The following is a 23,535-nucleotide window of genomic DNA, read 5'->3' on the forward strand; positions in this document are numbered from 1 at the left end:
GTCGAGGCGGTCCGGGGGTTCGTGGTCGCCGCCGAACAGGGCGGGGACCACGAACTCATCGGCTGGGGAAACGGGCCCGGGACCGAGGCACTGCCTCGAGGCCCGGCGGGCGGCCCGGCCGACGACGAGGAGGACGCCACGATGCCGACCGTGCGCGCCCCCGGGCGGTGGTGAGGCGGACCGGTGCCCGGTCCTTCGACCGAGGGTCGCCTCGCGCGGTTTCGGAGGGGTTCGCGAACGGCCCTGAGCGTGCGGGGCGTTGACTCAGCCCGCCCAGCGCCCGGAGAAGAAGGTGACGGCGAGCACGACGGAAAGAGGCCCCGAGAGGCAGAGCCAGGCGGCGAGCCACCGGGGCCTGCTCAGCGTCCAGCAGGCGATCCCGATCCACAGGGGCCACCACAGGAGGGTGGCGCGGGGGATGGACATGTACCAGTACGAAGTGCCGAGGGCCCACAGGTTGAGCGCGATGTAGCAGGTCTCCGGCCAGCGCCGCGCGCGGGCCAGGAGGGCCACCGTCACGAGACCGACGCCCATGGCGACCAGCTCGGCCTGCCACATGAGGGCGTACGGCGTGGTGTAGCCGTGCCCGAACGCGGCGCTCCACGTGGTGCCCCAGGCCTCCCACGGCGGGTGGAATTCGCGGTACCAGCCGCGTTCCTGGGCGTGCTTCCAGGCCATCCAGTCACCGGTGCGCAGGTACAGGTAGCAGGAGTAGAGCAGAGGCGGGAGCGCGGGCACGGCCAGCCACGGCAGGCGGCGCAGCGCGCCGCGCGCGCGAGCCGTCAGGGCGAAGTGGACGAGAAGCGCGGCCAGAAGGAAGAGGCCGCTGACGCGCACGGCGGTGGCACCGGCCGCGAGGAGCGCGGCGGCCCGCCAGTCGTGGCGCCGGGCGGCGAGCCAGGAGGGAAGGGCGAGGGCGAGGAAGAGCGACTCGGTGTAGCCGACGGCGAGGAAGACGGCGCAGGGCGAGACGAGCAGCAGGAGAACGGCCCGTCGGGCATCGGCGGCGCGGGGCAGGTGGAGGCGGGCTGTGCGGGCGAGCGCCAGGACGGCCACGGCGCCGGCGACGAGCGAGACGAGAAGGCCGGCCGCGGTCCACTCCGGTACGACGAGGTGCGCCGTCCTCAGTACGAGCGGGAAGCCGGGGAAGAAGGCCTCCCGGTTGTCCCACTCGGCGGGCCGGGCGGCGGGGTCGTCGGGGAAGTAGCCGTCACGGGCGATGTGGAGGTAGTGGCTCCAGTCCCACTGCCCGACCACGTCCGTGAACGGGCTGGGGGAATGGGCCTCGGGCGCGCGGGGGAAGAGCCACGCCGTGCAGTACGCGACGAGCGCGAGCGCGACGCGGGTGAACAGGTACAGCGCCAGGACGTCGCGATCGACCGCGTCGAGACGCGGGAGACGGCGCCGGGCGGGCGGAGGTGCGGAGCCGCCGGGCCGGACGTTCGCCGGGGAGGGGACGGAGGGGGCGTTCGGCGCGGTGGGACGTGCGGGGGCGGGGGCGGGATTCGTCGAGGGCATCGGGGCGTCCGGTTCTCGTTCAGGGCGTGGCGGGGCGCGGGACGGCCGGTGGTGGGGTGGCGGTCCCGGGTGCGGAGGGCGGCGGTTCAGCCGGCGGAGCCGCGTGGCGGGGAGGTCATCGACGTGCTGGTGGGCGTTCCCGACGGGGGTACGGAGGCGGGCGGGGAGGTCCGGGTGCCGACGGGCGGCACCTCGGCCGTGGTCGGCGGGGTGGTGCCCGTACTCATCGGCGCGGGGCCGCTCATCGAGGGAGAGGTGGCGGGCGCGACGGGCTGTGACGGGCCGGGCAGCAGAGCGGCGAGCGCGGCACCCCCGCCGCCCACGACGAGGCAGGCGCCTGCGGCGAGCACGGCGAGGCGCCTCCGGTGCAGACGCCGGCCGCGCGCGCTGATCTCGGCGGCAGGTGCGTAGCGCGCGTGGGCGCGGGCCGCTGCGGCGGCCTTCTCGAAGAGCGGCTTCAGCGGGTCGTGGGACTCATTCACCGGGGGCCTCCTCGCCGGTCTGACGGTCGGTACGGGGCTGGTCGGCGCGGTCGCGGCCGGGCCGTGGCCCGTCGCCTCGGGGGTCGTCCGAGCGCGCGGGGCCGGTCCGCGGGTCACCGGTCCGCGGGTCACCGGTCCTCGGGTCACCGGTCCTCGGGTCACCGGTCCGCAGTTCGTCGGTCCGCGGCTCGTCGGTCCGGTCACGCTCGGACCCCGCGCCGCCGGGCTCGGGCAGGTTCGTGCGAGGGGCGCGGGAGCCCCCGGTGACCCGTGGTCCGGCGGGTGCCCGAGGGTCCTCGATGCGGTGGGCGAGGGCGGATCGGCCCCGGGAGAGGTGGGTCTTGACCGTGCCGGTCGAGAGGCCTGTCTCGGCGGCGACCTGGTCGACGCTCAGGTCGCACAGATAGTGGAGGGCGAGGGTGCGTCGCTGCTGCGGCGGGAGTCCGCGCAGCGCATCGACGAGCACGAGGTGGTCCGGCTCCGGTCCCGCGACCACCGGAGGCGCCCCGCCACGCCGCCACGCCTCGGACGTGCGTCGGCGAAACCGCCACCGGCTCACGGCGAGCCGCCAGGCGACGGTACGGATCCACACCTCCGGCTGCCCGTCACGGTCCAGCTGCCGCCGTCGGTTCCAGCCCTTGACGAAGGCTTCCTGCACGACGTCCTGCGCTTCGTGCAGGTCGCCGAGCATGACGTACAGCTGGCCAGTGAGCCGCGCCACCGCATGGGCGTAGAACTCTTCGAACTCCTCGACGGTCAACGAACACACTCCCGGATCTCCGACTACACCCCGCATACGCCTGGCGCAGGCCTCCCGGTTGACACAGGATCCCGCGAACCAAGGTGATCGTGATCACGCAACCGCGCCGTGACAACACGCGTCCGCGCGAGGACGTCCGCCCGGCTGTCGGGCGAGTGCCCGGGTCCGCCGGGGCCTGATGGGGTTCCGGCGGAACACCGCCGACGCGTGGGTACGGCAGGACTTACTGATGGTTTCAGAATGAGCTGCACCGGCTTGAGGAGCTGCGGCCTGGAGAGCCATCCAGGGGTCGCGCACCGTCAGATGCGGGCGCATTCGCTTCGGTGCTGATACGTCAGCGGCACTCGCTATCGTCCGTGCCATGACCTCGAGTGATGTTCTGCTTGACCTGATCCAGACCACCCCGGAGATCGATCTGCTGTTGCGGTCATCGTTCGGCTTCGACATCCACCGGAAGCACAACGGCGATGGTCTGAAGCTTGCCTCGGGTGCGCCGCTGGAAGCGATCGCCGGAGAGTCCGCCGGCGGGGCGTACTTCCTGCTGCCCGAGCGGAACGGTCGCCGGCCGGTGGTGTTCGCGAGTTCCGAAGGGGACGGCGGGCTGCTCGCCGATGATCTGACGGACGCGTTGGAGATCATCATCGGGCTGGAGTGGCGGGACTGCCTCACGTTCTCGGGCGGTGGCGATGTGGAGGTCATGCAGATCTCCGCTCAACACCTCGCACGGTCCCGTGACAAGTACAACCCGAACATCGACAGCGAAGCTGCTCAGGTGGCCGCAGCCCTGTCGCTGCGTATGCCGCCTGTCGCCGACCTCGTCATCCGGTTGCACGCAGCCGCCTCGAAGACCGAACCGGACTACGTCGTGACCGACGACGAAGGGCAGGAGTTCGATCCACCGTTCGGCACGCACGTGGAGCCGCGCCACGGTGGCTGGCGCTGAACCCAATCTGACCATTGCCGCCAGTCACATCGACACCGATATCTCTGCCGGTATCCGACATGCGTCGGGCAGACTCTCCAACGTGTCTGCCGACCTTGTTCCCGACGGTCTCTGGGAGCGCATAGCTCCGCTTCTCCCAGTCCGGCCTGCCCGACGCCATCGCCACCCCGGCCGACTGCCGGTGCCGGACCGCGTCGCACTGGCCGGCATCGTCTACGTGCTACGCAAAGGCGTGGCCTGGCGCGATGTGCCCATCCAGCTCATTGGCTGTTCGGGGGTGACCGCCTGGCGTCGGCTGCGGGACTGGACCGAGGCTGGCGTCTGGCCCCGCTTGCACGAGGTCCTTCTCGCTGAGCTGCGAGCGACGGGTCTCCTCAAGATGGACGACTCCGCGATCGACGGCTCGCACGTCCGGGCGCTCAAAGGGGGGATCACACCGGACCTTCGGCCGTCGACCGGGGCCGTCCGGGCAGCAAGCACCATCTGATCGTCGACCGGCACGGCACACCGCTCGCCGTGTCCGTGACTGGCGGAAACCGCCATGACGTCACACAGCTTCTGCCGCTCCTGGACGCGATCCCACCGATCCGGGGCGTGCGCGGACGCCCGCGCACACGGCCACGCAGGCTGTTCGCCGACCGGGGCTACGACTTCGACAAGTACCGCCGCTTGCTATGGAAGCGGGGGATCAAGCCGCTCATCGCCCGTCGCGGAGTCCCCCACGGCTCGGGCCTGGGGAAGACCCGCTGGGTGGTCGAGCGCACCTTCGCCTGGCTTCACCAGTTCAAGCGCTTGCGCATCCGCTACGAGATACGCGCCGACCTCCACCACGGACTGCTTCAACTCGCCTGCAGCATCATCTGCCTGAGACGACTCCGAACCTGATTTTGAAACGATCAGTTAGTCCTGACCGCCACGGCGAAGGCGTGTCCGCGCGGGACGACGGCGCCTCCATCGGCCATCGGCCATCGGCACCAGCCTCGTCGAACCCCGCGGCCCGGACCGGCAGACACACGCACGACCTCGCTCCCGCCACATGAGCAGGGCTGCCACGAACCGGCCCCGAACCGCCCGGACACGACCTTCGACACCATGCGGCAAGCCGGTTCCCGTGGACCACGACGGGCTCGTGACGCCCGGCACCGCACGTCGAGGGACGTGGCACCACAGGGCACCCGAGCTCACCCACCGCCCTTCCCGGGCGACAGCCGACGGCGCCCGCGCCGTCGTCGGGGAGGGACCCTGATCCGCGTGGGCATCGACCATCTGCCCGGCAGAGCCACCCGAAGCGGGGAATTCCAGCAGCACCCCCCGTCGGGTCTCCCGTCTCGGACACGCTGCCCCCGGAGTACGGTGCGCGTCTTCCCCGTGCCCGTTCCCAGCGTGAGGGTCCCGCGGTCGACGCCGACCGGGCGGTCCCGCAGGGCGGGGTCTCACACCGTGAGCAACCCCGGTCGCGCTCTGGCCAGAGATTTACATGCACACGGCACTTAATACGCCCTGTGTGCGGCAACAGCGCCGTAACATCCATCAGTGGACCGGACCCCAGCGAGCCGCACCCCGTGGAGGATCCGGTGACAGCCGCGCCAGAAAGGCTTTCTGTGACGACTCGATCCGAGACTCAGACCGTCCTCGACGATCTCCTCCAGGAGATCGAACACCGCGATCCCGCGCAGCCCGAGTTCCACCAGGCCGCCCACGAGGTCCTGGAGACGCTCGCGCCGGTGCTCGCGGCCCGCCCCGAGTACGCGCAGGCCGGGCTCGTGGAGCGGCTGTGCGAGCCCGAGCGGCAGATCGTCTTCCGGGTGCCGTGGCAGGACGACAAGGGCCGCGTGCACGTCAACCGCGGCTTCCGTGTGGAGTTCAACAGCGCCCTCGGCCCGTACAAGGGCGGCCTGCGCTTCCACCCGTCGGTGAACCTGGGCGTCATCAAGTTCCTGGGCTTCGAGCAGATCTTCAAGAACGCGCTGACCGGCCTCGGCATCGGCGGCGGCAAGGGCGGCAGCGACTTCGACCCGCACGGGCGCAGCGACGCCGAGGTCATGCGGTTCTGTCAGTCGTTCATGACCGAGCTGTACCGGCACATCGGTGAGCACACCGACGTCCCGGCCGGTGACATCGGCGTCGGCGGCCGTGAGATCGGCTACCTGTTCGGTCAGTACCGCCGCATCACCAACCGCTGGGAGGCCGGCGTCCTCACCGGCAAGGGCAATGGCTGGGGCGGCTCGCTCATCCGCCCCGAGGCGACCGGCTACGGCAACGTGCTGTTCGCGGGGGCCATGCTGCGCGAGCGCGGCGAGGATCTGGAGGGGCAGACGGCCGTCGTGTCCGGCTCCGGCAACGTCGCGATCTACACCATCGAGAAGCTGGCCGCCCTCGGAGCCCACGCCGTGACCTGCTCGGACTCGTCCGGCTACGTCGTCGACGAGAAGGGCATCGATCTGGAGCTTCTCAAGCAGATCAAGGAGGTCGAGCGGGGCCGCGTCGACGTGTACGCGGAGCGCCGGGGCTCCTCGGCGCGCTTCGTGCCGGGCGGGCGGGTCTGGGAGGTGCCGGCCGACATCGCGCTGCCGTCCGCCACCCAGAACGAGCTGGACGAGAACGACGCCGCGGCCCTCATCCACAACGGCGTGAAGGCCGTGTCCGAGGGCGCCAACATGCCGACCACCCCCGAGGCGGTCCGCCTGTTCCAGCGGGCGGGCGTGGCCTTCGGTCCCGGCAAGGCGGCCAACGCGGGCGGCGTCGCGGTCAGCGCGTTGGAGATGGCGCAGAACCATGCGCGGACGTCCTGGACGGCCGAGCGGGTCGAGGGCGAACTCGCCCGGATCATGAACGACATCCACGCCACCTGCCACGAGACCGCCGAGCGCTACGGCGTCCCCGGCGACTACGTGACCGGCGCGAACATCGCCGGCTTCGAGCGAGTGGCCGACGCGATGCTGGCCCAGGGCGTCATCTGACCCTCTCGCGGCCCGACGCACGTACCGCCCCGGGGCCCTCCCCCGCGCAGACGGCGAGGGAGGGCCCCGATGGGGCAGACCATGCTCTGGGCCCACGGCGTGTTCCAGCCGGGCGTGCCCGTATCCGAGGGAGAAGGGATCCGGGGCCGCGCCAGCCGCTCGCGGCCGGCGTCCGGCGGTCGGGGGGGCGTCGGTCATCGGTCAGGGCGTGTCGCCGGTGTAGTAGAAGCGGCAGGCGACGCCCGGGCCCGGCTGGCGCGGCTCGCCGGGCCGCGGATCGTACAGCGCGCGGCCTCCGGGCCACCGGCCGAGTTCGGTGGTCAGGGCGACGCCGTCGTCGACCTCCTCGGTCCGCCACCCGTGGATGTCCAGCAGCAGGCCGTCCAGCGGGCCGCCGACGAGTTCGGCGTAGGTCCGGTCCGGCCGCGGGCCCGGATCGGGGTCGTCGTGGTCGCGGCCGTAGACCCGGCCGCGCAGCAGCTGCTCGTCACCGTTCATACCGACCAGCCTTCCAGCCACCACTGACAGTGCATGTTCACGTCCGTATTCGGACAAGGCTGTATCGCCGAGCAGCGGCCTACGGCCCCGGGCAGGCCACCCGGCGGAGCGGCGGGAGCCGAACAGGTGACACGCCCGGGGCACCGGTACTCGTCGTGGTCGTGACCGCGATCACCCGGCACGGTGTCGGGTCGTCGCCGGGGTCGGCCGCGCTTGCCACGGACGGCGGGACGGCCTGAAGCAGGGGGACGAGCTGGGTGACATCGTCGCGGTTGCCACCGGCCAGTGGAGCAGGTGGCCTTGGGTCCGGTGACCGACCTCGCCTACGTGACGCAACCCGTCAGTGACGGTCGCCGCCTGGCCGACGAACCCGCCCCGCACCCGATACCGACCGCGCGCGCCACGGCGATCTGTGTGTCAACGAGGTCACTCCCGAAGGCACCGTCCGTGCCGTCATGTACCTCAGGGGTCTCGGCCACGGCGACGAGCATGTCGACGGCAGTCCTTGGCTCTGGTCGGAGGCCGACGCGGATCCCGTCGAGAGCGGCTTCGCCTACGGCGAGCGTGTCGGCCGTATCGCGTTCACCTCCGGCGCCATCGCCGATGCGGGAAGCGGCCAGATCGAGGTTCTCGACCCCTTCAGGCAGCGCGCCTTCACCCCGCTGTACGGCTTCCCGTCCTGGTACCGCACGCAGGCCTGGTGTCTGTACGGAGGTCTCGTCCACCAGAACGAGGGCAGCGCCTACAGCGCCACGAACCCACGCCCAGGCAACTCCTGGCGGAACGTCCACGACATCACCACCGGCAAGATGATCGAGCGGACCTTCAACGCCACCGTCCTCGACCTTTCCCACCGGGAGACCCAAGCCATCACGGTCACGCGACCCGTATCGGAGGCGGAATCGAAGCAGTTCCGACCGGCGACGGATCGTCGGCCTGTCAGGCAACCCTGCCGGGACAAAACGGCCTTCAAGGCCTGGACCGGCCAGGACAACAGCGGTCGACACCCAGGGGCACAGCTCCCGGTCGCCGGTCGTCGTATGGTTCGATCCCATCTGCGAGAGGAACGATTCGATGCTCGGCTACTGGCTCGCTGTCATACGCCGACTGGCCGCGCCCGCGCTGGTCACAGGCCTGCTGTGCGCGGCCGCCATGGCGGCCGCCCTGGTCCTGGGCGACGGCGAACCGTGGCGAGAGGCCGCTCCCCAGTCCCTGGCCGCGGCGGCAGCGGGCGCCCTCGCCTTCGCCGCGGTGCTGTCCGCAGCCGCCGTGGTGAGTGCCGTTCGAACGGCCCGCCGGTACGGGCTCGCGCTCGGCCCCGAGGCCGTGGCCCTGCCGTGCGTCCGCGAGATACGGGTGCCCGGCATCAGGGACAGGACGGCGTTCCAGCTGACCGACTGCGTGCAGCACGCGGTGGAGAAGGACCCCGTGCTACGGCGGGACGAGGTCACCGCGTTCGGGCACGGAAAGCTGGACCTGACAGTACGTGGGCCGTCGGACACGACGGTCGCCGTGAGGGTCCGCGTCACGACCGGCCCGGAGGAGACGATCGCCGTCGTGGAGGCACGCCCCGTCGCCGCGTACAAACGCCTGGACGCGGCTGCGTCCTGGGCCGTCGCGCGGGCCCTGGAGCACCGTGTCGAAGAGGCTCTGCGGGCCGAGGCCGAGGCCGTGGCCGGCGGACAGATCCGCTGAGAAAACCAACGAAGGCTTGGTTCTGTCCGGCGGATCATGCGGCTGCCGGCGGGCCGGGGGTCGTTGTGCTCGGCATGGGACGGGGCAACCTGACGGATGCGAAGTGGGTGCGGCTGGAGCCGCTTCTGCCGCCTGTCGGGCGACGCTGCGGTCGCCGGTGCGATCACCGATGTGCGGGAGGGGCGCCTCGTCCCGGTTGAGACCTGCCTCAGTGGCCGCCGGCCATCACCTGGGTCAGATCAGCTTCCCGTAGTGGTCCCGCCGGCTTCCGCACCTGTACTGGATCGCCCAGGCCGCCTCGGCCGTACTTCCGTCCAGGGTCGCAAGGCACTTGTTGCTGTTGCGGTTCCTCATGCGATAGCCACCCGTGTTGGCGTCGTAATCCATTTCACGCCAGTACTGGTCCGGATACGGTGTGGACCCCCGCGCGGATACTGAGTGATCCAGGCGTAGTCGTCCTGGGAAGCGCCATCGACTGACAGGCGGCCGGGCGCCGATGCCGGCGGAGGAGACGGGGAGGGGCGGAGAAGGGGGTTGAGGAACCAGGGGCGACTGTCGCCGGTCTTCTTCAGTCGCTCCCCCGGGTTGCCGTAGGTGTAGTAGTTCTGGTCTGGGACCGACGGCATGATGAGGAAATCCTGACCGTGATTGTCGATCACCTTCGAGATGCGTTTCGCGCCTTCCACCCATTCGAGGGTCAGGGTGAACCGGTAGCCGTGGCGCAGTCCGTAGGGGACCACGTAGAGCTTCATGGTCTTTCCGGGTTCGGGCTCGGTCGGCAGTTTGGAAAACTGCTGGTCTCCCCCGATGTGGGGGTTGCCGATCACGGTGTACGCCCTCGGTGACCTGTCGAGATCGAACAGGAACGTCCTGGCGTCGACTCCGCCGCACTGACTGGAGTAGTGCAGGTGGGCTCCCTGCGGAAAAGGGGCGAGCGTCTCCTTCACGTTGACCTTCACCGACTCCACAGAGACGGGCGCGTTTCTGTTGGGCTGCAGGGTGAGTTCGATGATCACATACTGCCCGGCCACCGCTCCGTTCTCCTGGAGGTACCGGGCAGATTGCGGGTCCGTGCTCCCCTTGAGGTCGCCAAAGCCGTCGAGTTCCGAGACCGGCTTGGGAAAGACGTACCCGTTGCCGCCCTCGCATTCGTCCAGAGGGTCCACCATGTGCATCTCCACGCCAAGGACCGGTGGCGGTGGGAAGAGGCGGTTCTTCAGCCACGTGACCCCGCCTTGCGCGACCCACGTCGCCAGTGCGATGGCCACAGCGGTCAGGATCGCGCCGCCTGCGGCCAGCATCTTCCGCTGGCGTGATCTACGGGCGGTCCCTGCGGCTGGCTGGTCCGCATCCGGCTCGGGAGGAACACGACTCACTCCCGCACTCTAGGACGGAGGCCAGCACCCAGGCATCAGGACGCACCGCCCCGGACGGCAACTGCCCCGACACATGAAATCGGACGATCGGCCTCGGACTGCTGAGGTCGTCCGTCACGCCCTAAGGGCTGCCCCATAATTGACCGTTGAGATGGCCGGGACAAGGCGGGCTGATCGCCGGTGGGTCGGGCTATGCGGCCTGGAGAAGGTTGTGGAGGCGGACGATGCCGAGCGTGGCGCGTGGTGGATGCCGTCGCCCTCGAGCCGGCCAGAGCGCAGCGTCCGCTCCCGCCTCGTCCGCGACGATCCGTCAGCCGGCGCGACTCTTCTCGACAGCAATCCGCCTCAGGCCTTGACGGACGAGATCTGACGTCGTGCCATGAGAGGACACACCGCGACGGGGGGATGACACGATGGCGGCAGAGGGACATGACGGACCCAGTGGCGAGCCCGAGAGCCACCATCAGGTCCCGCAGAGCAGCGCTCCAAAAACCCCACTGGGCATCGGCGGTTCGATTGCCCCCGTAGCTTGGATCGTCCTGGCTCTCATCGTCTTCGGGCTGATCTTGATCGCGACATCCGGCGATTGCTCTGACTGCGAGGGCACCAACACCCCCTTGTGGCACTGATCACCGAGCTGCCCACGGCCCTGGCCGCCACCGCGCTGGTCGCCACCACCGGTTCGCTGCTGCGGCGCCATCGCCGGGGCGTTGCGGTCGGCAGACGACTTCGACACTCCGTACAGCGGCGCCAACTGCCGCAGCGGAGGTTGGCCCGCCAGTATCCGGCGACCAGCAGGTCCCAGTCCTCCAGCGGCAGGCCTCAGGGCCGATCCTTGCGGACCGAACCTGCGCCTTCCCACCGCAGCGTGGGTGGACGGCTTGCCGAACTGCCTCGGACACAACCCGGTGAACGGGCTAGCAGGACGGCTCCGACGCCGTGAGCACACCGACCACAGCAAAACCATCTCACCCGGGACCAGCAGTTACGGGACACCATTCGCCGGAGCGCTACCGGACTAACGGATTCATGTTATGAATCCTCGACAGGCAGCCCCGCGATGAACTCTGAAAGATCGGAGGCTAGAGGCGGCACCTTCCCCTGCAGGAACCGCTGGTAGTGGTCGGCAACGAGTCGGCGCAGGTCTGCCTCGGCCGGTTCATCACCACTGAGCTCGAGGGCGACCTGATGGGGCTCACCCGTCATGCGCAACGGCCTGGCCAGGGCGTCGAACCCGCAGACGTACTCGTCAGGCATCTCCCACCACGCCTCGGCGGACGCTCGGTCCCGGAGGACGTACATGTGGTAGTCGTCGTCAAAAAGGATCACGGGACCTATCGGCGTAGTCACTCGTGGAGTGTGACGCAACCTGCAGCTCAGATGCACACCAGAGCAAGACTGAGCCCCGCATTCACGTACCGAATGAGATGGCCTCTCCGTAGGCTGAGTCGACCATGAACACGAGCGCCGAACCCGAACCGACCCGGAGCAACGCGTTCGCTTCCGGTCCGCCGGTCCGGCAGCTCTTCCGGGACGTCATCGCCGACCGCCTGCCGAGCCCCAGACCGCCCCAGGCCGCGATGCTGTTCGACGCCGAGGCCGACCCGTACCGGGACGACCAGCTCTTCCTCGGCGACTTCTACAACGAGATCCTCCACCAGGACACCTGCCAGCCCGCCACCGCCGGCGGCCTCGCCCTGCTCGCGGCCCTCGCCGTCGATGACCGGATTCCCGCACGCCACCGGTTCCAGGCCGTCGACCTGCTGTTCAGCGCCGCCACCGTGGCCGATCGCCACCTCGCCGAGGCCTGGCCGGCCACCCCGCAGCACACTGGTCCCGACAGCGAGACCCGGGCTCGCAGCGCGGTCCAGGCTCACGTTCCCCACCTGCTGGCCCGCTGGTCGGCCGAATGCCCCGCGGTTCGCCTCGCCCTCACCGGCCTCGCCGTCGTCTTCCCGACGGACCGCACCCTGCCCGCCCTGACGCCGCGCCTGCAGACCTTCCTCCACCAGCACCCCCAGGGCACCGACATCGGCGACTACGTGCGGTTCGCCCTCGTGCTGGCCGCCCAGGACGAGGACCAGACCCTCACGGTGACCGAGAAGCTCACCGACGCCTACTGGCGGGGAACAGCGCGCGGAGTACCGACACGGGCACGACCCCTCCACCTCCTCGGCCAGATGCTGACCAAGGTCGGAGCCGCACTCACCCTGTCACGTGCCAAACAGTGACGCCTCCGCGTGCACGCAACGATCTCGCTCCTGACGGTCAGCGGGGTGACGTCTCAAGCGCCGCCCTGACTGAGTGCTGTCGAAGCCTGGCGGCGATGAACTCCATCTCGACCAGCGTTCCCACGAGCCCGGTCGTCTTCAACTCACCCGCCAGGGCCTTTGCTTGCGTGAGCGTCAAGCCGTGCGCCTCGCGGAGAGCACGCAGGACGGCCACCGGGCTCGCTTCGGGCGCCATCAGGCGAAGTCGGGCTACGCGCCGGCATCGCCCGGCCGTACGGGAACACCTCAGCACATGGCTGCGGGGCACCCAGAGCAGGTCACGGCCGTCACTGACCGGTCGTCCGAAGCGCCCGCCGGAACTGACGACCGCGCGCCGCCCCTGCCGGCTCCCAGGACGGGGGCCGCCAGGGACGGTCGAGCGGGCAGGGGCGGTCGGGGTGGAGCGCGCCCATCGGCCAGTCATGAGCGTTCTCCCTCCGGCCGACACGCCCGCCACACGCCCGCCACCCGACTGCCTCCTCGGCTGAGAACGTCACGCTGCTCCTCGTACGTAGCAGGGCCGTCCCCGCGCCAGCAGGAGACGGTCGGGGTCGGGGGTCATCGCCACGCCGGCCAGGAACAGCCGTCGCGTCGGTCGGCACCGGCACGTGGTGCGGGCCCGGTCCGGCTCCTTCCGTGTCGGGTCAGGTACGGGGTACGCACGGGGCGCAGCAGGCCGGTGCGGGTTCGACGCAGACGGTGACGGAGTCGGTGTTGTCGGCCGGGTCGGGGTCCTTTTCGACGGCGGTGACGGTGGCCGTGTTGGTGAGGCGGGCGGGCCTGGTGGCCTTCGCCCGCAGGACGAGGGTCGCGCGGGCACCGACGGCCAGTTCACCGACGGACCACTGCCCGGTCTCCGGGACGTAGGCGCCGACGTCGGCGTCGGCGGACAGGAAGGCGAGCCCGTTCGGGAGCCGGTCGGCGACCGTGACGCCGGTCGCGGGGCTGGGGCCGGCGTTGTGGACGGTCAGACGGTAGGTCACGGTCTGTCCGACGGTCACGGTGGTGGCGTCGGCCGCCTTGGTCACGTCCAGGTCGGCGGCCGGCCTGACCTCGGTCACGGCTTCGTCGGAGGTGGACGTCAGCGCCTCCGGTGTGGAACCGAGGCGGTTCTCGTACGTGGCGACAGCGGTGTTGCTCACCCGGGTGCCCGCCGTCTGCAGACCGAGGGTGACCCGGTACTCGACGGTGGTGCCCTGCGGCAGCGCGGCGGTGTTGGCCAGGCTGCCGCCCTGGGAGGCGGAGGCTCCGGCGCCGAGCCGGAAGACCACCGAGTTGCTCTCGGAGTCGTAGGCGGCCTGGTCGTCACCGGCCCGGTCGGTCATCACGCCCGCGTTCGGGCCGTCGATGACCCGCAGGGAACCGGGCACGTACGTCGTTCCCGGCGGCAGGACGTCGGTGAGGGTGAGTCGCTCGGCGGCCCCGCCGCCCTCGTTCCTGGCGGTGATCCGGTAGGTGACGACATCTCCGACGTCCAACGGGCCCGCCGGTACGGCGGTCTTGGTGAGCACCACGTGCGGAGCCGTACCGAAGAACACGCCGTCGAGGAAGTTGCCGATCCCGCGGTTGCCTCCGGCCGCCGAGACGGACCGGAAGGCGAAACGGGTGGTGGTCTGCCCGGCCGGGACGGTGTAGGTGCCGGTGTAGTACCCCCACGCCGTGTTGCCGTCGGTGAAGGTCCGCTGCTCGACCGCGCTGCCCGGGGCGCCGATGTCCAGGGCCATGGTGTCCTGTCCCTGCCGGCCGCGGTGGTAGAGCCGCCAGTACAGCTTGGTGCCGGGGGTGGTCGGCAGGTCCTGATAGAGGGTGGAGACCTGGTTGGCGTTGAGTTCGGCGAACTGCTCGCCCTCCGCGGAGGGGACGCCGTTGAAGCCGGAGTGCCACAGTTCGATCATGTGGTCGGTGGCGGTGGTGAGCCAGCCCGGGACGTGGCGCGGAGCCTGGGTCTGGGAGGCGTCCGGCAGGAAGGCCATGTCGGCGACGGACGGCTGCTCGAAGCTTCCGTTGACGAGGGCGACCCGGAGCGGGACGGAGGGAGGTGTGCTCATGGTGACATCTCCGATCGGTCAGCGGTGCGCTATGGGCCCCACCAGCCCTGGGTGCCGCGTTGCGGGCGGGGCGGGGCGGGGGAAGAGCCCTGAACGCTCCGTAGCTCAGCGCCCCCGCAGCGCCGCGTACAGCCTGGGTGGAGAGGTCCTGGCCAGCTGCGACCGATGGGTTTATCCGCAGGGACATCACGCGTCACGGCGCTGCCGCCCCTCTCCGGCTCCTCCCGGTGGCCCCGTCTGCCATTCCTGGAGCACTGCCCGCGCGCGTCCCTCTCGTGCTGACCGGATGACACTGTCCTCTGGCGTTCACACGCCACAAGAAAGAATGAATTCGGTACTCCGATGTTGACGCACGTACGTTCCAGGCGTGGCGTCTCGGAAGGTCGCGCACGGGCCTGACGGTCTTACTGCGCTCCGATCGGGGGGCGTGGCCGGGGAGTCTCCCCGCGCGGGGCAGGAGTGCCGGGACAGCAGACAGCTTGGTTTGTTGACGACGGTGCTGGATCACAGCCGGGTGGCCAGCCAGATGGTCACCGCCGCGGTGACGGTGAGCCCGACGTTGAGTGTGATCCGGCGGTCCTCGCCCATCAGGTGGACGGCGATCGCGCCGGTCTGCAGGAGTACGAAGCCGATGGCCGCGGCCGGCGCAAGCGAGGGAGCGATGCCGGTCAGCGGCGGCAGGATCAGCCCGGCCGCGCCGAGTATTTCGACCGTCCCCAGCGCTCTGAGGACAGGCAAGGGCACGTGGTCGACCCAGGCCATCATCGGTCGGAGTTGATCACGGCTGCGGGTCACCTTCAGCGCGCCCGCGTAGAGGTAGAAGAGCGCGAGCAGTCCCGCGACGCTCCCATAGGCGATGTTCATGGTTTCCGTTCCTGGGCCACCGGTTCACGGAGCCCCGTCGATCGCGTCGCTTGCCGGAAGAGCCCTCCGGAAGAGCCCCGGTGAAGGCCCGGTCCGTCGGCCGAGGGACCCGGACGGCGGAAGGCGACAGCGCCGCCGACCTGCCGGCCGAAAGGGGGGAGGGAGACAGGGCCGGGCCTGTCTGTGCCGTCGGCTTCAGACGGGGTCGGTGGCGGGCTCGGCCGCGGGCTCGGTCGCGTAGCGGCTCATCGCGTCTATGTTGGCCTGTGGCGTCGGCGGCCGGCCGTCGGCGAGCGTCTCCTGGAGTTCTCGGAAGTACCGCACGTACAGGTCCGGAGTGAAGGTGCTGAGCATGACGGCGGGTTGGTCGGTCGGGTTGGCGAAGGTGTGCGGGGTACCGGGCGGAACCATCACGAGCGTGCCCGTGGTGGCGTCGTAGTCCTCCTCCCCCACGGTGAACCGCACGGTGCCGGAGAGGACGTAGAAGCCCTCGTCGTGCCGGGCGTGGCGGTGCTGCGGCGGTCCCTGGGTGTGCGGGGCGAGGACGGACTCGGCGATCGCGAGGCGGTGGCCGGTGTGACTGCCGTCCTCCAGAACGCGCATGTGCGTGGTGCCCAGAACGATCGTCTCGCCGTCGCCGGGGCCCACCACCGATACAGCGGGATCGGTCTGCGGCTCGCTGGTCTTCGCTTCTTCGGTCATGCTCACGAGTGCACCGCCGGGGACCCGCCGGTGTCCAAGACCCATCCTGCGGCGTCGATACCTGATGGATATCGTTGCAGCGTGGAGCTACGGACCTTGCGCTACTTCGTGGCGGTCGCCGAGGAACTCCACTTCGGCCGGGCCGCCACCCGACTGCACATGAGCCAGCCACCGCTGAGCCGGGCGATCAAGCAGCTGGAGGCCGATGTGGGGGCCCTGCTGTTCGCCCGCTCTCCTACGGGGGTCACGCTCACCGCGGTGGGCTCGGTGCTGCTCGACGAGGCGCGGGCCCTGCTCGACCACGCCGACCGCGTCCGGGTCCGCGTGAGCGCGGCGGCCGGCGTCGCGACCCTCACCATCGGCATCCTGGGCGACGGCACCGATCCGGGAGTGGCCAGACTGGCCGCCGCCTACCGCCGAAGCCGCCCCGGCATCGACATCCACATCCGCGACACCGATCTGACCGACCCGACCTGCGGGCTGCGCGCCGGACTGGTCGACGTCGCGCTGACTCGGGCACCGTTCGACGAGACCGGCCTGAGGGTGCGCGCGCTGCGGACCGATCCGGTCGGCGTCGTCCTGCGCGCCGACGATCCGCTGGCCCGCCGCGACGGGCTGCGGCTGGCCGAGCTGGGCGACCGCCGCTGGTTCCAGTTCCCCCGGGGCACCGATCCCGCCTGGCAGTCGTACTGGAACGGCGGCAGGCCACGCGAGGGCCCGGTGGTGCGCGCCGTCCAGGAATGCCTGCAGGCCGTGCTGTGGAACGGCACGGTCGGTCTTGCCCCTCTCGGACACGACCTGCCCGCGGACCTGGCCATGGTCCCGCTGACCGACATGCCGCCGAGCCGGGTGGTGGCGGTGTGGAACGAGGGTGAGACCAATCCGTTGATCCGATCCTTCGTCGAGAGCGCGACAGCCGCGTACCGCCGCTGAGGACCGACGACTGGGGCTGCCGCTGCTCGTGAACGACTCGGACACGGCAGCCCCACCCTGCCCCGCCCCGCCCCGCGACCGTCTTCGTCGGGACCATCCCCTGTGGGAGCCGGCCGAGTGGGCCCTGCCCTCCCTCTCCCCGCTTTCCGGTACCCAGCAGCGCTTTACCCGCATCCTGCACTGCGGCGAGAGCAGCAGCCCACGGTCCGGAAGGCACCTCGCCCCGTCACCTCGCGCACAGTGCGGTGCGGCGGTGCGCCCCGACGAGTGGTCGGCGGGAGAAATGTGGCAGGGCTCAGATACGGGGCCAGTCCTGGCCGGCCGTCACCTCGCGTGCGATGCGACGCCACTGGTCCTCCGCGCCGGGCAGGGGCCAGGCCCAGGTCGGCTGTCGTGCGGTGTCCAGGTCGTGAAGAAGACGGACGAGCTGCGGGCCTGCGGTGGCCGCGCCGTCCGGGACGGCGGGGCCGTGGACGGCTCGGAGTTCGGCGAAGCGCGTCAGTTCTTCCTCGTAGAAGCCCACGGCCTGATCGGTGCGCGCGGCCAGCTCGTCGCGCGGCACCGTGCGGTGCAACTGCAACAGCGGAGGCTCGACGGACTCGGCGATCGCCGCGCCGATCCGCGCGTGACCGTCCAGGATCAGATGGCAGTCCAGGCCACTGACCCACCACAACAGGACGGGTGGGAGCGTTCCTTCACGGGCCTGCTTGCGGTACGCCTTGACCCGGCTGTCGTCGGCATCGGGCATCGGCCGCAGCGGAAGGACCTCCCACGAATAGGCGTGGAGGAACCAGTCGATGTAGCCGTCTGGGCAGCCGTCGACGAGCATCGAGCTCCAGTGCTCGGCATGCGGGGTGTCGGCATGGCGCCAGCGCTTCAGCGGGCTGTCGCACGAGAGCAGCCACCGGCCCTCGTGCAACGGACCGTCCGGCGAGTCGATGAGGTACCGCGCAAAGCGATGAGCCCACCGTTCCGGGCTTCCCGCCAGGGCACGCCCCACATCGGCGCGCAACGGCGGGACGAAGGAGCGGTACTCGTCGGTGCGCCAGAAGTCCACGCCCTGGAGCTGCTCGTCGACCACGGCGAGCAACACAGGCCGCGACAGCTGGGAGACCAGGAGGTGCGGTCCTGCGCTGAACACGCACAGTCCCGGCTGGTGGGGGTCGCGTATGTCCAGGGACAGACCCGCCCACGTGCCATCGTCCCTCGTGACATCGCTGCACTGCATGCCGAGAGCATAAACAGCCGCCGCGGCAGACCCCGACGGCTCCCGTGCCCGCACGACACGACCCTCACCCGGCAAACCAGTGCTCTGGGGGAAACAGGCGGAGGTGCTCCTTGAGGCGCCTCGCTTTATGGGACGACGGATCGAGTACGGCGAGGAGTGGCCCTGGAAGACTTCAGGGATCTGACCGCAGTTTCGTGAATAACCTTGAATTGAGGCTGCTGTGCACTGGCGTCGACGAGTGTGGCCGCCTGCCGTCATGCTTGCTCGTCTGCAAAAGCGGTGATGACGGGGTCGAAGCCGGTGGACAGGAGTTCAAGTACCAGAGTCCCGGCTTCTTCGGCGGTCCTGAACGAGGCCCGGCCGCACATCACGAAACTGCGGGAAGAGCAGATTTCGGAGCCCCCCACACACAAATTCCGGGGAGCGGGTCCCCTTCCTTGCCTCCGTCACGATCACTCGAACCGAGGGGACTACGAGAAGGTCCGTTGATCGGTTGTTGATCAACAGTCCATCGTCGGATGGCCTACTACGAGTCGGTTCTCATTTCGTCGAAGACCGTCCCCTTCGACGGGGCAACTCGTCAGCGTCCAAGGCTCCTTGGCACATCACACGGTACTGGCTGCGGTGCACAGGCATCACCTGCAGTTCGTCGTGCTCCTGCAGCCGGAAGGACGCTCCAGAAACGGAATGACCGCGTCTGGATCGGCCGCCGGGTCGATCTCGGCGAGGAGGCGCTCACCCCGCCGCCGAGGAGCGGTTCAGCGTGCGCGGGGCCGGCGAGGGCGGTGGCGAGCAAGCCGCCCGAGGCGAGTAGGGGCAGCAGGCGGCCGAGGCCAGGTGCGGCGGCCCGGATCGAGTGGTTCGGCCGGAGGTCGCCACTGGCGTAGCCGTGTTGGTTTCCATGTAGCAGGTACGGAGTCCTGCGGTGGCCCCTCGGCCTTGGTCAGGGCGAGCTCAGTCCGGGGAAGCGTAGGGGCGGCGCCGCGCAGGCGCTCGAGCTTCGGGCGGGTACGGATGTGTCGCGGCTACGGACACCGGCCGCTGGCCGGTTACGTACGGTGGTCGCTTCGGTGGTGTCGGCGTCGTGCTCTCCACCGGGCGAGGAGTTGACCGGGGGTGGTGGCTGGTGGTGTCCGTTCCGTCGGCTCTCGGTCTTGCGGGGTGAGGGCGATGTGGGGCATGAGGTAGCGGTTGCCGTCCGTCTCCAGCACGCACAAGGGGACGTCGTCCGCGTCGTAGGGGTGGTCGATCCTGACGACCACCGGCTGGGGCGGGAGGGCGGGGATCTCCCCCTCCAGGACGGTGGCCTGGTGGTGCGGAGTCCGGGCCACGGCGATGGTCTTGCCGTTGACCCAGACTTCTGCGCGCTGGTGCCGCGGATCGTGCAGGACGGTGATCGATTGGCCGTCCTGATCCAGGTGATAACGGTGGTGCCCTGCCATGCCGACCTCCTCGGACGCTCCTGTCACCAGCGTAAGGCGCCGGACCTCCCGCCTGTCGCGGCCCATGCGGGACGGTGCGCTGCGGCGTGCGGCATGCCGCATCGGCTGTGGGGAGGCGCGGAGCGGATCAGGTCGCCGTCGGTGAGCCGGCCCGAGAGGTCACCGGTCCCTACTGATCCGGCGCGATCTTCTGTACCGCGACAAGCGCCGCGTCATCGCCGAGATGGCCGCCGGCGTACGTCCGGAGGTCGGCCCGCAGCCGGTCGAGCAGGATCGCCGGGTCGTCCCTCGCCCAGGCGGCGAGCCGCTCCGTCAGGGGATAGAAGGCGCGTGAGTGGTCACGTGCCTCTGTCACTCCGTCCGTGTGGAGGAGCAGCACGTCCTCGACGTCGAAGGGGAACGTCTCGACCGTCACGTCCGCCGCGAGGACGTCCGAGAGCCCGAGCGGTGGACTCGTACGGGTCGTGTCGAGGGGGATCACCCGCCCCTGGCTGAGGAGCAGCGGTGGGGGATGCCCGCAGTTCACGAGCCGTACCACCGGCTCGTGATCGGGGATGTCGAGCACCAGCGCGGTGACGAAGGCCTCGTCGGCGCCGTCGGGAGGGGCCGTCGTCACCTCGTGGGTCCGCTCGGCCGAACCGATTCCCGCTTCCAGCTGTCCGACCAGTTCCGGCAGTCCCTGTTCGCGGCGGGCCGTGACCCGGAAGGCGCCCAGGACGAGCGAGGCCTCGCTGATCGCGTCGAGTCCCTTGCCGCGGGCATCGCCGATCAGCAGCCGGGTTCCGGACACCGTGCGGGCCGCCGCGTACAGGTCGCCGCCCATCTGCGCCTCCTCCTCGGCCGCGAGATAGACCGAGGCGATGCGCAAGGGGCCCGCCCGCTCGGGAAGCGGCGGCAGAACGACGCTCTGGGCGGCGTGGGCGATCGAACGCAGGCGTGCCACCCGGTTCTCGTCTCGCTCGCGCAAGTGGGCGAAGAAGGTCGCGATGATCGAGATCAGGACGAGGGCGACGATCTGGTACGTGTGGTTGAGGTCCGTGACGCTCGTCCGCGCGACGGCCACCACCGTCTGCGCGGCGACCGCGACCGTCCCCACCAAGGCCGTCGCCCGGGGACCCGCGAAAGACGCGGTCACCGCGGGCGCGGCGATCAGGAACGGCCCCAGGTGCACATCGGGAGGGACCAGGACGTCCACCACCGTGACCGCCGCGATCAGCGCGAACGGCACGGCGAGCAGCAGCCGCCCGCCGCGCCGTGAAGGACGGGGAACGAGGTCTCGCCTGAGGGGGTGCACGTAAAAGGCATACCTCAGACGCCAGGGCATGTCCTCTCGTGCCCTTTCCGAGGTGCCGGGCACGGAGGGCGGACAGCGGTCGTGGATCGGCTCGTCCCCTGCTGAGGGGGGTCGAGTCAGTGCCCTGCCCGGTGAGCAGTGCGCGTCAGGTACATGCCGCCTGTTTCCCGGGCGCGCAGGGTTCACCGCCGGGAGGCCGGGTGGCCGGGTGGCCGATGCGACACATGAGGGGTCGCGGGGTGCCGTCGCGGGCGGGCCGCGGCGGTACAGGCGGCTTGCGGCGGGTAGGCGCATCGCGTGAACGAACAGGAACCCCCGAAGACGGAAGCCGAGGAGCTGCTGGCCGGGCTCAGCGTGGACGATCGCCGGCCGGAGCAACCCGTACTGCTGGACTCCTCCGGCGCCCCGATCCGTACATGGCGGGAGAACTATCCGTACGAGCGCAAGATCCGTCGCGCGGAGTACGAGCGCACCAAGCGGATCCTGCAGATCGAGCTGCTGAAGCTGCAGCGCTGGGTGAAGGAGACCGGTGCGCGGCTGGTGGTGATCTGCGAAGGGCGGGACGCGGCGGGCAAGGGCGGCACGATCCAGCGGTTCACCGAACGGCTCAACCCCCGCGGAGCACGGATCGTGGCTCTGGACAAGCCGACCGAGCGGGAGGCGGGACAGTGGTACTTCCAGCGGTACGTCGCCCACCTGCCGGCCGCCGGTGAGATCGTCTTCTTCGACCGCTCCTGGTACAACCGCGCCGGTGTCGAGAAGGTGATGGGGTTCTGCACCCCCGAGGAGTACGAGCTGTTCCTGCGGCAGTGTCCCGCCTTCGAGGCCATGCTCGTGGAGGACGGGATCCTGCTGGTCAAGTTCTGGTTCTCGGTCTCCCGCGCCGAACAGCGCACCCGCTTCGCGATCCGCCAGATCGATCCGGTGCGGCAGTGGAAGCTGTCTCCCACCGACCTCGCCTCACTGGACCTCTGGGACGCCTACACCACCGCGAAGGTCGAGATGTTCCGCGCGACCGACACCGACCACGCACCATGGACGGTGGTCAAGAGCAACGACAAACGACGCGGGCGCCTCGAAGCCATGCGCAGCCTGCTGTGGCGCATCGACTACGACCGCAAGGACGAGAAAGCCGTCGGCCGCCCCGACACCCTGATCGTCGGCGCCGCCGACACGCTCCTGGAGTCCGGTGAGGAACCCGCCGCCCTCTCCCCCACCCCTCTGGCCGGCCCTCCCCTCGGTCCCGGCCTGCATCCCGGGCCCCAGCACTCCGGCCCCCAGCACCCCGACCCGTAGCGCTCCTCGCCCGGGCCCGGCTCTCCGGAGGCCGCGGAGGCCCCGGTCGCTGATGCGGGTGGCCGGCCACGGTGACGGCCGGGCCGCGAGACCCGCCGCTTCCCGGTCGGGCAGCAGGTCGACCAGCCGCCGGGTTCCGACAGCGATCAGGACGGTCACGCTTCGGGACATCCGTCGGCACCGTCCACGCCTATGTCACGACCATCAGCACTCTGCTCGCCGTCCTCACCCCGGAGAGGCAGCGCTGAAAAGCGCTCCTCGATCCAGCGCCTCATGGTCAGCCGATGACCTGGAGAAACTCCCCACGGCTTCGGAGGTGTTGCCGACTACGATCATTCGATGAGGATCCCCACATACCCTGCCAAGCCCCGTCCTGGGGATCGCGTTGCGGTCCTCTCCCCCTCGTCCGGCCTTCCCGGTCTCCTGCCCATGCCCTACGAACTGGGACTGCACAGGCTCCGGAGCGACTTCGGGCTGGACACCGTGGAATACCCCACGACCCGCCAGATGGGTGCGACCCCACAAGAACGCGCCGCCGACATCCACGCGGCCTTCGCCGACCCCCAGATCAAAGCAGTGATCTCCAGCATCGGCGGCGACGACCAGATCAGTGTGCTCCCGCATCTCGACCGCGAGCTTCTCCGCGCCCACCCCAAGCCTTTCTTCGGCTACAGCGACAACACCAACCTGCTGGTCTTCCTGCGGAACCTGGGCATCGTGGGCTACCACGGCGGTTCGGTGATGGTCGAACTCGGGCGACCCGGCGCCATGCACCCGCTGACCGAAGATTCCCTCCGGGCGGCCCTTTTCACGTCGGGCGAGTACGAGCTCACGCCCGCCGAGACGTCCGGAGACGTCAACCGCTCCTGGGAGGACCCGCAGACGTTCGAATCCGAACCGGAGATGGAACCCGCCGAGGGGTGGACCTGGCACAACGCTGACCGGGTGGTCGACGGGAACAGCTGGGGCGGCAACCTGGAGATCCTGTCCTGGCTGCTGATGGCCGACCGCGAAATACAACAGGCCGAAGCCTACTCCGGCAATGTTCTCTTCCTGGAGACCTCCGAAGAAATGCCGAAAGCGGAGGAGGTCTACCGAATCCTGCGGAATATGGGCGAACGCGGGCTCCTGCGTCAGTGAGCCGTTTTCATCCTGTCTCTGTGGGGTGAAATGGCAGGTCAGCAGGGGTGTGCAACGAGACGAGGCTCCTGGTCGTTGCGGTGGTG

General features: G+C 70.1%; 19 protein-coding genes and 4 pseudogenes. 8 read left to right on the plus strand and 15 right to left on the minus strand.

Features of this window, described 5'->3' with window-relative positions; all coding sequences use genetic code 11:
- Positions 1 to 264: 264 nt before the first annotated feature.
- The 3 genes and pseudogenes from ACFYUZ_RS37250 to ACFYUZ_RS37260 all read right to left on the minus strand — a co-directional run.
- The gene (locus ACFYUZ_RS37250; RefSeq protein ID WP_389317003.1) at positions 265 to 1,518 is read right to left on the minus strand and encodes a mannosyltransferase family protein; all 1,254 of its coding nucleotides are present in this window, start codon (positions 1,516 to 1,518) and stop codon (positions 265 to 267) included.
- A gap of 86 nt (positions 1,519 to 1,604) precedes the next feature.
- Positions 1,605 to 2,000 carry a hypothetical protein gene (locus ACFYUZ_RS37255; RefSeq protein WP_389317006.1) on the minus strand — a complete coding sequence of 132 codons (396 nt, stop codon included), beginning with the start codon at positions 1,998 to 2,000 and terminating at the stop codon, positions 1,605 to 1,607.
- Positions 2,001 to 2,265: 265 nt separating this feature from the next.
- A pseudogene (locus ACFYUZ_RS37260) lies at positions 2,266 to 2,760 on the minus strand (SigE family RNA polymerase sigma factor); the annotation flags it as partial.
- Positions 2,761 to 3,121: 361 nt separating this feature from the next.
- On the opposite strand from ACFYUZ_RS37260, the gene ACFYUZ_RS37265 reads away from it, so the two are divergent.
- From ACFYUZ_RS37265 to gdhA, 3 genes are all read left to right on the plus strand, one after another.
- Positions 3,122 to 3,703, plus strand: a complete 582-nt coding sequence (locus ACFYUZ_RS37265) for a hypothetical protein (protein WP_389317008.1) — start codon at positions 3,122 to 3,124, stop codon at positions 3,701 to 3,703.
- 82 nt (positions 3,704 to 3,785) lie between these two features.
- Positions 3,786 to 4,588, plus strand: a protein-coding gene (locus ACFYUZ_RS37270) for an IS5 family transposase (RefSeq protein ID WP_389317060.1) whose coding sequence is annotated in 2 segments (ribosomal slippage) — positions 3,786 to 4,125 and positions 4,125 to 4,588 — 804 coding nt in all. Because the reading frame shifts where the segments join, the coding sequence is not laid out codon by codon here.
- A gap of 716 nt (positions 4,589 to 5,304) precedes the next feature.
- Positions 5,305 to 6,663: an NADP-specific glutamate dehydrogenase gene (gene gdhA / locus ACFYUZ_RS37275; RefSeq protein ID WP_389317011.1), complete on the plus strand. Its 1,359-nt coding sequence runs from the start codon at positions 5,305 to 5,307 to the stop codon at positions 6,661 to 6,663.
- A gap of 201 nt (positions 6,664 to 6,864) precedes the next feature.
- Here the strand turns inward: gdhA and ACFYUZ_RS37280 are convergent, their stop codons facing one another.
- The 3 genes and pseudogenes from ACFYUZ_RS37280 to ACFYUZ_RS37290 form a co-directional block, all read right to left on the minus strand.
- Positions 6,865 to 7,161, minus strand: coding sequence for a hypothetical protein (locus ACFYUZ_RS37280; RefSeq protein WP_389317014.1), 297 nt, complete (start codon positions 7,159 to 7,161; stop codon positions 6,865 to 6,867).
- A 143-nt stretch (positions 7,162 to 7,304) separates the two neighbouring features.
- A pseudogene (locus ACFYUZ_RS37285) lies at positions 7,305 to 7,447 on the minus strand (IS5/IS1182 family transposase); the annotation flags it as partial.
- A 37-nt stretch (positions 7,448 to 7,484) separates the two neighbouring features.
- Positions 7,485 to 8,015 carry a hypothetical protein gene (locus ACFYUZ_RS37290; protein WP_389317017.1) on the minus strand — a complete coding sequence of 177 codons (531 nt, stop codon included), beginning with the start codon at positions 8,013 to 8,015 and terminating at the stop codon, positions 7,485 to 7,487.
- 220 nt (positions 8,016 to 8,235) lie between these two features.
- Here ACFYUZ_RS37290 and ACFYUZ_RS37295 point away from each other — a divergent pair, with 220 nt between their 5' ends.
- The gene (locus ACFYUZ_RS37295; protein WP_389317020.1) at positions 8,236 to 8,856 is read left to right on the plus strand and encodes a hypothetical protein; all 621 of its coding nucleotides are present in this window, start codon (positions 8,236 to 8,238) and stop codon (positions 8,854 to 8,856) included.
- Positions 8,857 to 9,206: 350 nt separating this feature from the next.
- Here the strand turns inward: ACFYUZ_RS37295 and ACFYUZ_RS37300 are convergent, their stop codons facing one another.
- The 3 genes and pseudogenes from ACFYUZ_RS37300 to ACFYUZ_RS37310 form a co-directional block, all read right to left on the minus strand.
- On the minus strand, positions 9,207 to 10,124 hold the full coding sequence (locus tag ACFYUZ_RS37300) for a hypothetical protein (protein WP_389317023.1): 918 nt from the start codon (positions 10,122 to 10,124) through the stop codon (positions 9,207 to 9,209).
- Positions 10,125 to 10,923: 799 nt separating this feature from the next.
- Positions 10,924 to 11,188 (minus strand): annotated as a pseudogene (locus tag ACFYUZ_RS37305) (transposase family protein); the annotation flags it as partial.
- A 76-nt stretch (positions 11,189 to 11,264) separates the two neighbouring features.
- Positions 11,265 to 11,582, minus strand: coding sequence for a hypothetical protein (locus tag ACFYUZ_RS37310; RefSeq protein WP_389317026.1), 318 nt, complete (start codon positions 11,580 to 11,582; stop codon positions 11,265 to 11,267).
- A 104-nt stretch (positions 11,583 to 11,686) separates the two neighbouring features.
- Between ACFYUZ_RS37310 and ACFYUZ_RS37315 the strand changes: the two genes are divergently transcribed.
- Positions 11,687 to 12,463 carry a hypothetical protein gene (locus tag ACFYUZ_RS37315; RefSeq protein ID WP_389317029.1) on the plus strand — a complete coding sequence of 259 codons (777 nt, stop codon included), beginning with the start codon at positions 11,687 to 11,689 and terminating at the stop codon, positions 12,461 to 12,463.
- A 683-nt stretch (positions 12,464 to 13,146) separates the two neighbouring features.
- Here ACFYUZ_RS37315 and ACFYUZ_RS37320 read toward each other — a convergent pair.
- The 3 genes from ACFYUZ_RS37320 to ACFYUZ_RS37330 all read right to left on the minus strand — a co-directional run bounded on the left by ACFYUZ_RS37320 (position 13,147) and on the right by ACFYUZ_RS37330 (position 16,116).
- Positions 13,147 to 14,550, minus strand: coding sequence for a hypothetical protein (locus ACFYUZ_RS37320; RefSeq protein ID WP_389317031.1), 1,404 nt, complete (start codon positions 14,548 to 14,550; stop codon positions 13,147 to 13,149).
- A 504-nt stretch (positions 14,551 to 15,054) separates the two neighbouring features.
- Positions 15,055 to 15,414, minus strand: a complete 360-nt coding sequence (locus ACFYUZ_RS37325; protein ID WP_389317034.1) for a DoxX family protein — start codon at positions 15,412 to 15,414, stop codon at positions 15,055 to 15,057.
- A gap of 195 nt (positions 15,415 to 15,609) precedes the next feature.
- Positions 15,610 to 16,116, minus strand: coding sequence for a cupin domain-containing protein (locus tag ACFYUZ_RS37330; RefSeq protein WP_389317037.1), 507 nt, complete (start codon positions 16,114 to 16,116; stop codon positions 15,610 to 15,612).
- An 81-nt stretch (positions 16,117 to 16,197) separates the two neighbouring features.
- Here ACFYUZ_RS37330 and ACFYUZ_RS37335 point away from each other — a divergent pair, with 81 nt between their 5' ends.
- The gene (locus tag ACFYUZ_RS37335) at positions 16,198 to 17,049 is read left to right on the plus strand and encodes a LysR family transcriptional regulator (RefSeq protein ID WP_389317040.1); all 852 of its coding nucleotides are present in this window, start codon (positions 16,198 to 16,200) and stop codon (positions 17,047 to 17,049) included.
- A 295-nt stretch (positions 17,050 to 17,344) separates the two neighbouring features.
- On the opposite strand, the gene ACFYUZ_RS37340 is transcribed toward ACFYUZ_RS37335, so the two are convergent.
- The 3 genes from ACFYUZ_RS37340 to ACFYUZ_RS37350 form a co-directional block, all read right to left on the minus strand.
- Positions 17,345 to 18,277: a hypothetical protein gene (locus tag ACFYUZ_RS37340; RefSeq protein WP_389317043.1), complete on the minus strand. Its 933-nt coding sequence runs from the start codon at positions 18,275 to 18,277 to the stop codon at positions 17,345 to 17,347.
- Between the two features lie 1,049 nt (positions 18,278 to 19,326).
- On the minus strand, positions 19,327 to 19,719 hold the full coding sequence (locus ACFYUZ_RS37345; protein ID WP_389317046.1) for a hypothetical protein: 393 nt from the start codon (positions 19,717 to 19,719) through the stop codon (positions 19,327 to 19,329).
- A 169-nt stretch (positions 19,720 to 19,888) separates the two neighbouring features.
- On the minus strand, positions 19,889 to 21,043 hold the full coding sequence (locus ACFYUZ_RS37350; RefSeq protein WP_389317049.1) for a PP2C family protein-serine/threonine phosphatase: 1,155 nt from the start codon (positions 21,041 to 21,043) through the stop codon (positions 19,889 to 19,891).
- A gap of 267 nt (positions 21,044 to 21,310) precedes the next feature.
- On the opposite strand from ACFYUZ_RS37350, the gene ppk2 reads away from it, so the two are divergent.
- A complete protein-coding gene (ppk2, locus tag ACFYUZ_RS37355) occupies positions 21,311 to 22,309 on the plus strand; it encodes a polyphosphate kinase 2 (RefSeq protein WP_389317052.1) in 999 nt (332 codons plus the stop codon).
- 339 nt (positions 22,310 to 22,648) lie between these two features.
- Positions 22,649 to 23,446: pseudogene (locus tag ACFYUZ_RS37360) on the plus strand (S66 peptidase family protein); the annotation flags it as partial.
- Between the last annotated feature and the right edge of the window lie 89 nt (positions 23,447 to 23,535).

It is taken from the genome of Streptomyces sp. NPDC004266 (genome assembly GCF_042874095.1).
Taxonomy (GTDB): Bacteria; Actinomycetota; Actinomycetes; order Streptomycetales; family Streptomycetaceae; genus Streptomyces.

What these genes read in the sequence shown, in the direction of transcription:
- ACFYUZ_RS37250 (WP_389317003.1), bottom strand. Translation starts at nt 1,518, where the DNA reads ATGCCCTCGACGAATCCCGCCCCCGCCCCCGCACGTCCCACCGCGCCG.
- ACFYUZ_RS37265 (WP_389317008.1), top strand. Translation starts at nt 3,122, where the DNA reads ATGACCTCGAGTGATGTTCTGCTTGACCTGATCCAGACCACCCCGGAG.
- ACFYUZ_RS37280 (WP_389317014.1), bottom strand. Translation starts at nt 7,161, where the DNA reads ATGAACGGTGACGAGCAGCTGCTGCGCGGCCGGGTCTACGGCCGCGAC.
- ACFYUZ_RS37295 (WP_389317020.1), top strand. Translation starts at nt 8,236, where the DNA reads ATGCTCGGCTACTGGCTCGCTGTCATACGCCGACTGGCCGCGCCCGCG.
- ACFYUZ_RS37315 (WP_389317029.1), top strand. Translation starts at nt 11,687, where the DNA reads ATGAACACGAGCGCCGAACCCGAACCGACCCGGAGCAACGCGTTCGCT.
- ACFYUZ_RS37320 (WP_389317031.1), bottom strand. Translation starts at nt 14,550, where the DNA reads ATGAGCACACCTCCCTCCGTCCCGCTCCGGGTCGCCCTCGTCAACGGA.
- ACFYUZ_RS37325 (WP_389317034.1), bottom strand. Translation starts at nt 15,414, where the DNA reads ATGAACATCGCCTATGGGAGCGTCGCGGGACTGCTCGCGCTCTTCTAC.
- ACFYUZ_RS37330 (WP_389317037.1), bottom strand. Translation starts at nt 16,116, where the DNA reads ATGACCGAAGAAGCGAAGACCAGCGAGCCGCAGACCGATCCCGCTGTA.
- ACFYUZ_RS37340 (WP_389317043.1), bottom strand. Translation starts at nt 18,277, where the DNA reads ATGCAGTGCAGCGATGTCACGAGGGACGATGGCACGTGGGCGGGTCTG.
- ACFYUZ_RS37345 (WP_389317046.1), bottom strand. Translation starts at nt 19,719, where the DNA reads ATGGCAGGGCACCACCGTTATCACCTGGATCAGGACGGCCAATCGATC.
- ACFYUZ_RS37350 (WP_389317049.1), bottom strand. Translation starts at nt 21,043, where the DNA reads ATGCCCTGGCGTCTGAGGTATGCCTTTTACGTGCACCCCCTCAGGCGA.